The organism is Flavobacterium sp. KACC 22763 (genome assembly GCF_028736155.1).
In the GTDB taxonomy this organism is placed as follows: domain Bacteria; phylum Bacteroidota; class Bacteroidia; order Flavobacteriales; family Flavobacteriaceae; genus Flavobacterium.
Genome location: NZ_CP117879.1, coordinates 4,250,083 through 4,263,901, shown reverse-complemented (window position 1 = coordinate 4,263,901; position 13,819 = coordinate 4,250,083). Strand labels below are relative to the sequence as shown.

10 protein-coding genes are annotated in these 13,819 nt (G+C 35.8%); 6 read left to right on the top strand and 4 right to left on the bottom strand.

The genetic code is table 11. From position 1 onward, the window contains the following. Window positions 1–213 precede the first annotated feature (213 nt). Complete coding sequence (locus tag PQ463_RS17845) at window positions 214–957, top strand: lysophospholipid acyltransferase family protein (RefSeq protein WP_274254833.1); 744 nt, start codon at window positions 214–216, stop codon at window positions 955–957. 566 nt (window positions 958–1,523) lie between these two features. Here the strand turns inward: PQ463_RS17845 and recA are convergent. From recA to PQ463_RS17825, 4 genes are all read right to left on the bottom strand, one after another. Further along, complete coding sequence (gene recA, locus PQ463_RS17840; RefSeq protein ID WP_111368298.1) at window positions 1,524–2,531, bottom strand: recombinase RecA; 1,008 nt, start codon at window positions 2,529–2,531, stop codon at window positions 1,524–1,526. Window positions 2,532–2,676: 145 nt separating this feature from the next. Next, a complete protein-coding gene (locus PQ463_RS17835) occupies window positions 2,677–3,186 on the bottom strand; it encodes an acyl-CoA thioesterase (RefSeq protein ID WP_274254832.1) in 510 nt (169 codons plus the stop codon). Between the two features lie 32 nt (window positions 3,187–3,218). Further along, window positions 3,219–3,602, bottom strand: coding sequence for a DoxX family protein (locus tag PQ463_RS17830; protein WP_111368295.1), 384 nt, complete (start codon window positions 3,600–3,602; stop codon window positions 3,219–3,221). 6 nt (window positions 3,603–3,608) lie between these two features. Beyond that, window positions 3,609–4,757 (bottom strand): DNA polymerase III subunit, encoded by a 1,149-nt coding sequence (locus tag PQ463_RS17825; RefSeq protein ID WP_274254831.1) that lies wholly within the window; start codon window positions 4,755–4,757, stop codon window positions 3,609–3,611. A 449-nt stretch (window positions 4,758–5,206) separates the two neighbouring features. Here PQ463_RS17825 and PQ463_RS17820 point away from each other — a divergent pair, with 449 nt between their 5' ends. From PQ463_RS17820 to PQ463_RS17800, 5 genes are all read left to right on the top strand, one after another. Continuing rightward, window positions 5,207–5,659: a hypothetical protein gene (locus tag PQ463_RS17820; RefSeq protein WP_095930184.1), complete on the top strand. Its 453-nt coding sequence runs from the start codon at window positions 5,207–5,209 to the stop codon at window positions 5,657–5,659. Window positions 5,660–5,839: 180 nt separating this feature from the next. After that, window positions 5,840–7,132, top strand: coding sequence for a beta-helix domain-containing protein (locus PQ463_RS17815; protein ID WP_274254830.1), 1,293 nt, complete (start codon window positions 5,840–5,842; stop codon window positions 7,130–7,132). A gap of 100 nt (window positions 7,133–7,232) precedes the next feature. Beyond that, a complete protein-coding gene (locus PQ463_RS17810) occupies window positions 7,233–7,640 on the top strand; it encodes a hypothetical protein (protein WP_274254829.1) in 408 nt (135 codons plus the stop codon). Then, entirely contained in the window at window positions 7,637–9,103 is a 1,467-nt protein-coding gene (sprC, locus tag PQ463_RS17805; RefSeq protein WP_274254828.1) for a gliding motility protein SprC, read from the top strand. Before PQ463_RS17810 ends, sprC begins: the two co-directional genes overlap by 4 nt. Before the next feature lies 1 nt (window position 9,104). Further along, on the top strand, window positions 9,105–13,793 hold the full coding sequence (locus PQ463_RS17800) for a PorP/SprF family type IX secretion system membrane protein (RefSeq protein ID WP_274254827.1): 4,689 nt from the start codon (window positions 9,105–9,107) through the stop codon (window positions 13,791–13,793). Window positions 13,794–13,819: the final 26 nt, after the last annotated feature.

Here is a 13,819-nt window from a genome sequence, read left to right as displayed (position 1 = left end):
AATTTTGTTATTGAGATTATAAAGTTTTTCTTTAAATCTCAAAAGTGTATTGAAATACAGCTTTGTGAACTTTTTAGCAAAGCATTTTCTCAAAAAAACTTTGTGTACTCAGCGAAAAAACTCAGCGATCTCTGCGTTACAAAAAATAAGAGGTGATTTTTATCAATATTAAAATATTAACAAAATTCATTTCTCTTTCTTACATTTGAAGCTATGAAAATATTTAAAATTGCTTTTTGGATTCTTTGGAGAGTTTGGTTTTATGTTTTGATGGCCATTCCAATACTCATTATGTTCCCTTTTTTGGTCGTTTCTATCCTTTCTGAGAAAGGATATCCGTACTTCTTTAAAATGGCCCGCATTTGGGCTAAATTTATCCTTTTCGGAATGGGTTTCTTTTATACCGTAAAACGCGAACAAAAGCTTATTAAAGGCAAAAGTTACATGATTGTAGCCAATCATACTTCTATGACCGATATTATGCTTACGTTGGCTTTAATTAAAAATCCGTTTGTTTTTGTTGGAAAGAAAGAATTGGTAAAGATTCCACTTTTTGGATTTTTCTATAAAAGAACTTGTATTCTAGTTGACAGAAGTTCGTCTAAAAGTAAAAATGAAGTTTTTAAAAGAGCGCAAAATAGATTAAATCAAGGTTTAAGTATTTGCATTTTCCCAGAGGGCGGAGTTCCAGATGACGAAAGCATTTTGCTGGATGAGTTTAAAGATGGAGCATTCAGATTGGCGATAGATCATCAGATTCCTATCGTACCTATTGTTTATCCAGATAGCAAAGAACGTTTTTCGTATACTTTTTTGAGTGGAAGTCCAGGAAGAATGCGTGCGCGAATTTTGCCATTTGTAGAAACAAAAGGATTGAGAAGCGACAACAGAAAAGAATTAAGAGATCGAGTTAGAAATATGATTTATAATGGTTTAATAGATTATCAGAAGGAATAACCGTAAAAACATTATGTAAAATACAAAAGCCGGTAGATTTAATCAGTCTACCGGCTTTTCTTTGAATTAAAAACCCCTATTTTTATTCAAAAGCTTATTATCTGTGAATTATCTTTTCTGAAATAAAACGCAATACTTTTTTAAACTTCAATTTGGTTTTTCTTCGGTTTTTACTGTACAACAATTCTATTTTTTCTTTCATGATTAAAAATATTAATAGTTGATAATAAAGAGTTTGGTTAATGACTCAAGTTAATTTCACATTATTATAGATGGAGAAAAATCAAAAAGGTTGCGTTGGAATTTTTATTAAAAGGGAAGATTTGATAAAAACCCGTTAGTTTGAACAACTAACGGATTTTTTTACTCAAATAACCAATCAACGTAAATTCTAAAAAAAACCGAAATTGATATATGGCAGTACCAATTACAAAACTGCTTTTTTATATAGATGAAGGTTTGGTAAAAAGGTTGCGTGAAATTTTTAATTTTATTTTAAAATAAAAAAAGCCAAGTGATTTTTGTGTAATCACTTGGCTTTTTAGAGGGTCTTTTAGACTTATTTTTTAGGCATTTGCCAGTTCTTTCATGTGTTCTTTAATTTTGATTTCCAGTTCTTCAGCAAGTTCTGGATTATCTTTAATTAAAGCTTTAACAGCGTCACGACCTTGACCTAATTTGGTGTCGCCATAGCTAAACCAAGATCCTGCTTTTTTAACAATGTCAAATTCAACAGCTAAGTCCAAGATTTCTCCTGTTTTAGAAACACCTTCTCCGTACATAATGTCAAATTCGGCAGTTTTAAAAGGCGGAGCCACTTTGTTTTTAACGATTTTTACTTTAGTTCTGTTCCCGATTACGTTTTCACCATCTTTAATTTGAGCAGAACGACGAATATCTAAACGTACAGAAGCGTAAAATTTAAGTGCGTTACCTCCAGTTGTAGTTTCTGGATTTCCGAACATAACACCAATTTTTTCACGAAGCTGGTTGATAAAGAAAACTGTACAGTTTGTTTTGCTGATAGTTCCGGTAAGTTTTCTCAAAGCTTGAGACATCAAACGTGCGTGAAGACCCATTTTTGAATCTCCCATTTCACCTTCGATCTCACTTTTTGGAGTTAAAGCCGCAACCGAGTCAATTACAACTATGTCGATAGCTCCAGAACGAATTAGGTTTTCAGCAATTTCTAAAGCTTGTTCCCCGTTATCTGGTTGAGAAATGATTAAGTTCTCAATATCAACATTTAATTTCTCTGCATAGTTTCTATCAAAAGCGTGCTCCGCATCGATAAAAGCGGCAATACCACCAGCTTTTTGAGCTTCTGCAATTGCATGAAGCGTCAAAGTTGTTTTTCCAGAAGATTCTGGACCATATATTTCGATAATTCTTCCTTTTGGATATCCGTTTACTCCAAGAGCTAAGTCTACACCTAGTGAGCCAGAAGAAATCGTTTCTACTTCTACAATGGCTCTGTCGCCCATTTTCATTACGGTTCCTTTTCCGTAGGTTTTGTCAAGTTTATCAAGCGTTAATTGTAGTGCTTTTAATTTGGCTTCTTTCTCTGAACTCATTTTTTTCTAAATATCTTAAATTATTATTTTGTCTTTCTGGATAAAAATAAGAAAATTCTGCTATATTTTTATTAGTCAGTTTTATAATTTGTAAAATTACTTCTTTTTTTGAAGTTTGATTGTTCCAAATTGTCACAAAATCGTTCTATACAAATAAAGCCTTTAATTCTGTTGCTTCAGTTGGTTTTATTTTGCCTGCAAGCAATAAACTCAATTGTTTACGACGAAGCGCAGCATCAAATCGTTGAATTTCCAATTCAGTTTCAGGTACAATTGCTGGAACTTCAACTGGTCTTCCAGTATCGTCTACGGCTACGAAAGTATAAATTGCTTCGTTGGCTTTTGTTCTATTTCCAGATTCGCGGTCTTCTACCCAAACATCGATAAAAACTTCCATCGAACTTTTGAATGATCTTGAAACTTTTGCCTCTACGGTTACAACGCTTCCAAGCGAAATAGCTCTGTTAAAAGCAACGTGATTTACAGATGCCGTTACTACAATTCGGCGCGAATGTCTGCGCGCTGCAATACTGGCTGCGCGATCCATTCTGGCTAATAACTCGCCGCCAAAAAGATTGTTTAAAGGATTTGTTTCGCTCGGTAAAACTAAATCAGTTAAAATAGTTAGGGATTCTGAAGGATGTTTTGGATTCATTTTTTTAATCTAAAATTTAAAAATTGTACTGGTTAATTTAACCAATAAACAGCCATTACAGCTGGTATAAAATATATAACAATGGTTCTCGCACCATCGTAATCTTTTGCAAGTCTTTGTCCGAAAAGCATCATTAGCAAACAGATACAAGAAAAGATAGCTCCATAAAAACCAAATTCTCTGCCATTATTTGTAAACAATTGAATTCCGCCCACGACACATAAAATTCCTGAAATCAATTCTAAAATCAATAAATGCATAAGAGCAAGCGGAACTTGATTTTTTAAAGGCGTTTTGGCAAAGTGCTCTTTAAGCCACGTAACATTATCTTTCCAGTAAAAAATTTTTTCGTAACCGGATTGTAGAAAAGTTAAAGCTAGAAAAGCCAAAAGTAAAATTGAGGCAACATTGTTCATTTTGAATTATTTTTTATGAATTAAACGAGTCAATTTGATCGATAAATCGGTAAGAATTATTTTTGCATTTCCATTTCTTTCAATGTGATACATAGCATCTGAAAGTTCTTTGAATATTTCGTGGATATTATTCCCATTTACGAAAGGAGCAAAATTCTCCAATTTAAATTTATCCACTTTCGGTTCGATGTAAACTAAGTCTTGAGCCTGATAATTTAGCATAAGAGCTTGTCGGAACATCTCGATGCAGTATTGGATAAATTTTTTCTGACTTTCGCGCCCCAATGCTGCAATCTGCTCACTCCAAGTAATTAAATCCTGAATTGCAGCAGCATTTCCTTTTGCTCTAAATGCCGCACGAACCCAATTGACAAACCATTGTTCAAACGGAAGATCGTCATCGTCTTCTTTTAACAAATGCAATGCTTTATTAAAGTTGCCTTGCGCCTGATGTGCAATTTTTTTGGCTAAACCTGCGTCTATGTTTTCTTGGCGAATCAAAGCATCGGCAATAACTTTTTCAGGTAGTCCACTAAAGTGAATCACCTGGCATCTTGAACGTATGGTTTGGATAATATCTTCTTCGTTTTCAGAAATCAGAATAAACATAGTTTTGTCTGATGGTTCTTCTAAAAGTTTCAAAAGTTTGTTGGATGCGGCGATGTTCATTTTATCGGCCATCCAGATAATCATGATTTTATATCCGCCTTCGTAAGATTTTAGCGAAAGCGATTTTAAAACCTCCTGTGCATCTTCTACACGAATTTCTCCTTGCTTGTTTTGAACACCAAGAATTTTGTACCAATCAAACAAACCGCCGTAAGGCATTTCTTGAATAAAGCTTCGCCAATCCTGAATGAAATCTAAACTTTTGGGTTTTGTCTTTACATCTTCGGTTGTAACGGTTGGGTAGATAAAATGCAGATCGGGATGAGATATGTGATCAAACTTAAGATTGCAAGAATCATTTCCGTTTGAATTTTCATCGCCAGTATTGCTACATAAAATATATTGGGCGTAAGCAATGGCGGTTATTAAAGTACCGCTTCCTTCTGGACCAACGAATAATTGAGCATGAGGTATTCTACCAGAAGCAGCACTTTTTATCAAGTGGCTTTTGATGTAATCTTGACCTAAAATTTGAGAAAATTGCATGGCGCAAAGATAGAAGAAAATGTGTAGTCTAAAATTTTCGGGAGTAAGATTATTTATGAGTTACGTTTTCCGAATTCAGTTTTGAAGTCTACCTTGAATGTTTTTGAAATTTTTTTGGTTCAGTTTCGACAGAATTTTGTTAATAAATATCCTCAAGTGAGTAAATATCAAGATCTTTTTGTTAATATTTTTTTTCGAAAATCGACAAACGTAGGTTTTTTTTGGTTATTTATTTGGATGTTTTTCCTTTTTTTATGACTAATATCTTACAGATTTTAAATTAACATTTTTAACAAAAAGCCCGTTAAAACGCACATTTTCTCGACATAAGGCTGATTTTTAAGGTTTTTTTAAGGAAATTTTTTGAAAAAAAAATCCATTACAGTTGTAATTTAAGTTAATTTCTATATTTTTGTTTTTATCAACAACCAATTATAAAATAAGAATCTATGAAAGGGAAAATTATTCTATTTAGTGCTTTTTTTATCTTAACTACTGCGGCTGTTTCAGCACAAGCTAAAAACGCACCGAGAAGTATTATCAGTACAACTGCTCTTATCCGAAAATACCATGATCAAAAAGAATTAAGTGGTATGCAAAAGGGTGAACTTTTGGAATTATACATCGAGCGTATCAAAGTATTAGTTAAAACTCTCCCTTACATTGCTTTGGTTACAAAACCTGGAGTTACTATGGCAGACCTTGGTATTCCAGACGATAGTGAACACAAAAAAGTTTTGGATGCTCAAGCAGTTGGTACAACAACATTCTTAGATACAACAGTAGAATTCCAAAGAAAAATGATGCCTTACTCTGATAAAGGAAATCTAATCGCGGCAATTTTATTCTACGAAAGTACATTGAAATCATTACACGAGTTCAACGATTTGAACGAAATGTAATAAAGCATTTTTTTAAAATCTTTTTGAGAAAGTCTAAGTGAATACCAGCTTTGACGTTCTCGAAAAACAAAATAAAAAAAACTCACTCTCGAGGGTTCTGAGAAATTTCAGAAAACCCGAGAGGAGTTTTTACATTTACGCATACCCAAATTTATTATTAACCGTAATACCCCCCTTATCATGAAAAAAATTACTCAATTGATCTGCGTTCTTTTGACAGTTGCGAGTATGAATGCTCAACAAGAGAAAGGAATTATGGGCTACACCAATTGGTTAAACAACTGGACTGAGTTTAAGCCTAACAAAGTTGATTATGGAGAAGCAAACCAAATTTTGGCAGGAAACATTTCTGTTAATACAAAATTGCTGAAAAGAAATATCTACGTTCTGCAAGGAAACGTTTATGTGACAAACAATGCTGTTTTAACTATCGAACCTGGAACTGTAATTATTGGTGATTTCGAAACAAAAGGAACATTAGTAATCACGAAAGGAGCACAATTAGTGGCCGATGGTTTAGAAACAGATCCAATTGTATTTACTTCAAACCGCAGCATGAAAAAAGCTGGAGACTGGGGAGGAATTGTAATCCTTGGTGATGCTCCAATCAATAAATTCGGAAACGTTGGTTCTTATAACCTAGATCTTGATCCTACAATGACTACTTATGGTGGTGACAATGTAGCTTCAAATTCAGGAGTTTTAAGATTCGTTAGAATCGAGTTTGCTGGTAAAAAAGTAAAAGGAGCTGATACTTTCAACGCTTTAACTTTAGCAGCTGTTGGTAACAAAACAGTTTTAGAAAATATTATGGTTAGTTACGCTGGAGGAGATTCTTTCGGAATCTTAGGTGGTGACTTAAATGCTACAAAATTCGTTTCTTATAAATCAGTTAACGATGACTTTAAATTCTCTCAAGGAGTTCAATGTCGTTTCTTCAACTCTTTAGCAGTTAGATCTTCTTACTTCTCAAGTACTAAAGATGGATCTCGTTGTATGGAGGTAAAATCTTATGAGAAGAAAAGTGAAACAGACTTCACTAAAAAACAAACTTTAGTTGTTGCAAGCAATATTACAATGGTTAATGACAGTGAAAACATTAACGCTGACATTCAAGCAGGTTTAGTAAAAGAGGCCGTATATGTAGCCGAAAATGCTTCTCTTGAAATGAAAAGAAGTGTAATCTCTGGATTCAACCCTGCCGTATTATTAGACAGCAAAACTGAAATCAATGATGCCAACCTTAAAAAAATCAAATTTGAGGAAATGTATTTCAACTTATGTAAAGGAAACATCTTTACTGAATACAATTCTAACAATGAAGATTTAGAGAGCTGGTATGGAAACAGTGTATTCTTTAACGTTTACTCACAAAGCGACAACAAAGAAACATTCATTGATATCTTCAATCCTAAAAAACCAGATTTCAGATTACAATTAGGAAAAATCACAGCTTCTAGCGGTAATAGATAAATAGTTTCGATTTTTATTTCCCACGCGTAAATTTTATTAATTAAGTCCCCAGACACAATTTATGTATCGTCTTACGGGCCAAAATAAAGATCAAGACATAATGGTATCTACGAAAAAATATTTTATATATATAATATTTTTGGTTTCGCCTATATCGTTAACTCTATATGCACAGAATACAGCAGAAAACCCTACTAAGGCTGCTGTTTCGGCGTGTGGTTTAACTTTGGCTAATAATAACCAAAACAACAATAATAATGCTGTTGTAAACGGCAAATTAAGTAATTTAAATCAGTCTATAGTAGGGATGTCCACCCCCAAGGATAGCCTTACTATGGCGGCTGAGTCAAATACTGTATCTAGCGATTGTGAGGAGAACTCAACACTTGCAGCAACTTCAATTCTTGCAAAAGAAGTAATTGAAAACTACAAGTATGATTTCTCTGAAACATTCATAGATATCTTGTTTTTTGAGCGTATAGATCTAGCAAGAACACGCACTATATGATTCAAAAAATTACTTTATCTTTTTTTAAAGTTTTTCTCTTATTTGGTATTATTATTTTTACTGAATCGCGTACCTATGCTCAAAGTATAACACCAGATATTTTGACTTTTGACCGAATTTGTGCTGGTGGTGCAAGTAATCCAACTTACAGAGCATCTTTCACCTACACGGGTTATCAAGCAGGTACTACATTTGAAGTTGAGTTGTCTGATAAGACAGGAAGTTTTACAAATCCAACTGCAACTACAACAATAAATGTAATAGATGATGCTGCTAATAAGAAAACAATAGTATTCAATGTTCCTTCGGATATAGTTGGATCGGATACCTATGCTTTAAGAATAAAAAGTTCTGGCGGTCAGCCTTCAAGTGGAAGTTTTTCTTCTTCTACAACAAAAAAATTATTCCCAATTTATTACAAAATACATGATCAGCAGTATACCATTAATAATTTTAATGGTTCTGCTGCTATCTGTTCTGGCGGGAGCTATACATTGTCGATAGATCCAGATTCTACTAATCCAGTAAATAATTCTCCTTTAAAATATCCAAATCTATCTTATAACTGGTATAGATATAATGGAGAAACAACATTGCCAACACTTGTTCAAGGTAACGGTGGTCCAAATTATACTGTTACAACAGCAGGGACTTATTATGTTGAAACAAATTATGGCACGTGTACATCACAATCTTATTCTAACCGTGTTGATGTAGTATCATCAAGTTCAGGATCGAGTGTAACTATTAATTCAAGTTTAGGAAACCCGTTTTGTGCTAGTGGTACAGGAACGGTTTTAACAGCAACTTCAGGAAATAGCTATCAATGGAAAAAAGATGGAGTTTTGATTGCAGGAGCCACTAATCGTACATATTCAACAAACGAATCTGGAGTTTATTCTGTGGATGTTGATTTTGGCGGATGTAAGGCTTCAGGATCAATTAATCTTCAGAGTAATAGTTTTAATGCAAGTATCGATGCTCAGGATGGATATAAATTAAACGAAGGTGAAACTATAACTGTAACTATTACAACAGATGCCACCGCACCGACTTATGAGTGGTATTTAAATGATAATTTAATTCCTAATGAAACATCAAGTTCTTATGTTGTAGCTGTAAAAGGTAATTATAAAGCAAAAGTTTCTCAGGCATCTGGATGTATAGCAAGCAAAGAATTTTCATTTAGAATAAATGGAGATTCTGGCCCATCAAGTGTTATTCCAAACATTATTAAATTAAGCGGAATGAATCCGTATTGGAATATTCCAGACGAGTATAAAAATGCAAATACAAAGGTAATGATCATTAGTTCAAACGGAGAAATGGTTTTGGACGTAGTGAATTACCAAGGCGATTGGCCTCAAAACAATATAGATTTTAAAAATGTAAATCCCGTTTATTACTATGTCATTCAAGGCGATGCAGGTGAAAAAAAAGGATCAATAACGGTTATAAAATAATATGAAGAAACTTTTACTATTCATCACGTTATTTTATGGTTTGTCAAATGTACTCTATTCTCAAGATGCTTCTGAGGATGGAGTTGTTTCGTTTTCATTACCCATTAGAAATTCTTTAAAGTTTAATAGATATTTAATTAACCCAACATTTAGTTTTGTTAGAGAATCAAATCCATACGTAAGTTTCTATAATAAAAGACAATGGGTGCAATTTGAAAATGCTCCGCAGACTTATTTAGCTAATTATTCTGGACGATTTAGAGAGAATGAAGCATTTGCTGTTGGTTTATTTCAACAGAATTACGGATTGATGACCGTTTTTGGAGGAGTTGCCAATTTCGCTCACAATATTGCTTTAGAAGAAACGAGTAATTTGACATTTGGTTTAAATGTTGGAATTTATCAGAGCGGTATCAATACAGGGAAAATCATATCAGACGATTCTACAATTTTGACTGGAGATTTTCCAAAAAGTACATTACTGACTGTAAATCCTGGGATCAATTATGGTACAGAATTTTTAGATTTCGGATTAGCAATTAACAATTTAGTGCTTTATAATTTCGGGTCTGGAATGGTAAAAGAAGATCCCGAAAGAGCCATTCAGTTACATGCTATGTATACGGGATATATTGACAGTTATGGTTTTTTTGACAGAAGTAAATTTTCTGGAATTGTTAGAACAGAAATCAAAAAAGATAAAACAGTTATTTCTGGACTTGCTATGCTTGCACTTCAGCAAGGAGTTTGGGCGCAAGCTGGATATAATACATTATATGGAGTTTCTGCAGGTCTTGGAGTAAATATTTCTCCGAGTATTGCTATTGAATACAATTACGAAAGGGGAATGGGTAATTTCTCAAATTTAGGAGGATCACACGAATTTGCGATTGCTTATAAATTTAAAAATAGAAATTACTATTACGGAGATGATGATGAAGGATCTCTTATTGATCCATCAAAATCAAAACCAGTACCAGCTAAACCACAATCTGAAGCAACTCAGGTTAACAGAGCAGAGATTGCAGAAAAGAATAGATTGGCCGCAGAAGCAAAAGCCAAAGCCGATGCAGAGGCAAAACAAGCAAGATTAGCCGCTGCCGAAAAAGTTAAGGCAGATGCCGAGGCTAAAGCGAAAGCCAAATTAGAAGCAGATAATAAAGCAAAAGCAGATGCAGAAGCCGCTGCAAAAGCAAAACTAGAAGCAGATAATAAAGCTAAGGCAGATGCAGAGGCTGTTAAAATAAGATTAGCTGCAGAGGCAAAAGCAAAAGCGGATGCCGCAGCTGCAGCAAGAGCACAAGTTGCAGCAGCGAACAAAGCGGTAGCTGAAACACAAAAAACACAAGCACAACTGGCTGCAGATAAGGCTAGAGCAGATGCTGAAGAGCGCAGGATAAAACTGGCTGCTGATAATAAAGCAAAAGTTGATGCTGCAGCTGCAGCAAGAGCGAAAGCAGCAGCAAATAAATCTGGAGAAGTTGCACAAAAAACGCCAGAACAGTTAGCAGCAGATAAAGCACAGGCGGATGCAGAAGCTTTAAAAATAAAATTAGCTGCTGATGCTAAAGCTAAAGCCGATGCAGAAGCTTTACAAGCAAAAGTTGCCTCAGCAGATAAAGCCAAAGCAGATGCAGAAGCGGCAAAAGCAAAAGCGGCTGCGGCAAATGCAGCAGCACCAACACAACAAAAAACAGCTGCGCAACTTGCTATAGAAAGAGCAAGAGCAAATTCAGAAGCTGCAGCAAAAATGAGATTAGCTGCTGCTGAAAAAGTAAAAGCAGACGCTGAAGCAGCAAGACAAGCAAGATTGGCCGCTGCGGAAAAAGTAAAAGCTGATGCAGAAGCTGCGAGATTAAAATTAATTGCTGATACTAAAGCAAAAGCAGATGCTGCTGAAGCAAAACGTAAAGCAGATGCTAAAGCAAAAGCGGAGGCCGCAGATATGCAGTCAATATTAGCTGCAGATGCAAAAGCAAAAGCAGATTCAGATGCATTGCAAGCAAGATTAGCTGCTGAAGCAAAAGCAAAAGCTGCAGCAGAATCTAAAACAAAATCTTCTATAGATGCTGCAAACAAAGCCAAATTGGCGGCAGATGCAAAAGCAAAAGCAGCAGCAGAAGCGGCACTTAAAGAAAAATTAGCTGCTGAAGCAAAAGTAAAAGCTGACGAAGAAGCAAGAAAAGCAATTATTGCTACAGAATTAAAAGCAAAAGCTGATGCAGAAGCATTGAAAATAAAACAAGCAGAAGAAGCTAGACAAGCACAACTAGCTGCCGAAGCAAAAGCGAAAGCCGATGCAGAAGCACTTCAAGCTAAACTAGTAGCGGATGCAAAAGCAAAAGCTGATGCAGAAGCCGCCGCAAAAGCAAAATTAGAAGCCGATGCAAAAGCAAAAGCTGATGCTGAAGCAGAAAAAGTGAGATTAGCTGCAGAAACTAAGGCTAAAGCCGATGCAGAAGCAGAAAAAGCAAGACTAGCTGCTGATGCAAAAGCAAAAGCTGATATGGAAGCTTTACAAGCTAAACTAATTGCAGATGCCAGAGTAAAAGCTGATGCAGAAGCTACTGCGAAAGCTAAAGCAGAAGCAGAAGCGAGAAAATTACAAGAAGAGGAAGATGCTCGTCAAGCAAAATTAGCAGCTGATGCAAAAGCTAAGGCGGATGCAGAAGCATTAAAAGCTAAACAAGCTGCTGAAGAAAAAGCTAGAGTAGAAGAAGAGACGCGTCAGGCTAAATTAGCTGCAGAGGCTAAGGCTAAAGCAGACGCAGAAGCACTTCAAGCTAAACTAGCAGCTGATGCAAAAGCAAAAGCTGATGCAGAGGCATTAAAAGCTAAACAAGCGGCCGAAGAAAAAGCTAGAGTAGAAGAAGAGGCACGTCAGGCTAAATTAGCTGCAGACGCTAAAGCTAAAGCAGACGCAGAAGCACTTCAAGCTAAACTAGCAGCCGATGCAAAAGCAAAAGCAGACGCAGAGGCATTAAAAGCTAAACAGGTTGCAGAAGAAAAAGCTAGAGTAGAAGAAGAGGCACGTCAAGCTAAATTGGCAGCAGATGCTAAGGCTAAAGCAGACGCAGAAGCGCTTCAAGCTAAACTAGCAGCTGATGCGAAAGCAAAAGCCGATATGGAAGCTCTACAAGCAAAACTGTTAGCTGATGCAAAAGTTAAAGCCGATGCAGAAGCTACTGCAAAAGCGAAAGCAGAAGCGGAAGCGAAAAAATTACAAGAAGAGGAAGATGCTCGTCAGGCGAAATTGGCAGCTGATGCTAAGGCAAAGGCAGATGCAGAAGCACTTCAAGCAAAACTTGCAGCAGATGCAAAAGCGAAAGCAGACGCAGAGGCATTAAAAGTTAAACAGGCTGCCGAAGAAAAGGCTAGAGTAGAAGAAGAGGCTCGTCAGGCGAAATTGGCAGCAGATGCGAAAGCAAAGGCAGATGCAGAAGCACTTCAAGCTAAACTAGCAGCAGATGCAAAAGCGAAAGCAGACGCAGAGGCATTAAAAGTTAAACAGGCTGCCGAAGAAAAGGCTAGAGTGGAAGAAGAAGCTCGTCAGGCGAAATTGGCCGCAGACGCTAAAGCAAAAGCCGATGCAGAAGCACTTCAAGCTAAACTAGCAGCCGATGCAAAAGCAAAAGCGGATATGGTAGCTGAACAAGCAAGACTTCTAGCAGAAGCAAAAGCAAAAGCTGATGCTGAAGCTACAGAGAAGATGAAAGCTGAAGAAGAAACAAGACGCTTAAGAGAAGAAGAAGAGCGTCAAGCGAGATTAGCAGCAGAACAGGCAAAAGCAGATGCAGCGGCAGCGGCACTAGCAGCAAAAGCGAAAGATGATACTGGAAAAGCAATCGAAAACTTGACTAAATCTGTTGAAGGTACAAGTAACATCCAAACGGATTTATTAAATCAGTTCAAAGCGACTGTTGCGAATAAACAGAAAGACTTAAGCGATTTGAAAGAGGAGAATGATTTAAGTGAAAAGGGTATTTATAGAGAGCCAAAACCATTCAAGAGTGTAGCGGCAGAAAATAGCCAGATTGAGTCATTGAAAGTTCAGATTGCTGATGCAAATAACAGCATGAAAAATGAGATTGCGAAACTGACTAATCTTTATAACGAAAGACTTAAAAAGTTCCCTAAAGATGATGCTTTGAATAAGGCTTATCTTGAAAAGATAAATGAATTGAAAGCGGCGCAATTAAAAATGGAAAGAGAAGGTGCTGCTTTGATTGCCGATTTAGAGCGTATCAAGACGGAGACTGAAATTGAACGTAAACGTAGAATTAAACGTGCGGCTTATGAAAATGATGAAGGAAGATATGCGCAGGATGTTGCTTCACTTAAGAGGATTAAAGAAACAACAAAATTGAGCAGTTCACCATTAAAAGCAAATGATTTTGATTTTGGTGAAGAGCAGTCAAATATGCAGATTATAAAGAATATTAAAAATTCTGATAGTGGATATTATTTGATTGTTGCAGTTCATAGCAGTGTAGAAAAACGAGATGAGTTTTTAACAAAAGCAGTTGCTGCAGGGCGTTCAGATATTAATTTCTTTTATAATGTGACAACAAGTAAATATTATATCTATTATGAAAAATACGACGGTTTACAAGAAGCTACAAAAGCTTTGGAAGCAAAAGGAAACAAGCCATATAACGGTAGAATGGCAGTCGTAAAAGTGGAGAATTAATATTAAGTAAATTGAGAAATCGTTCT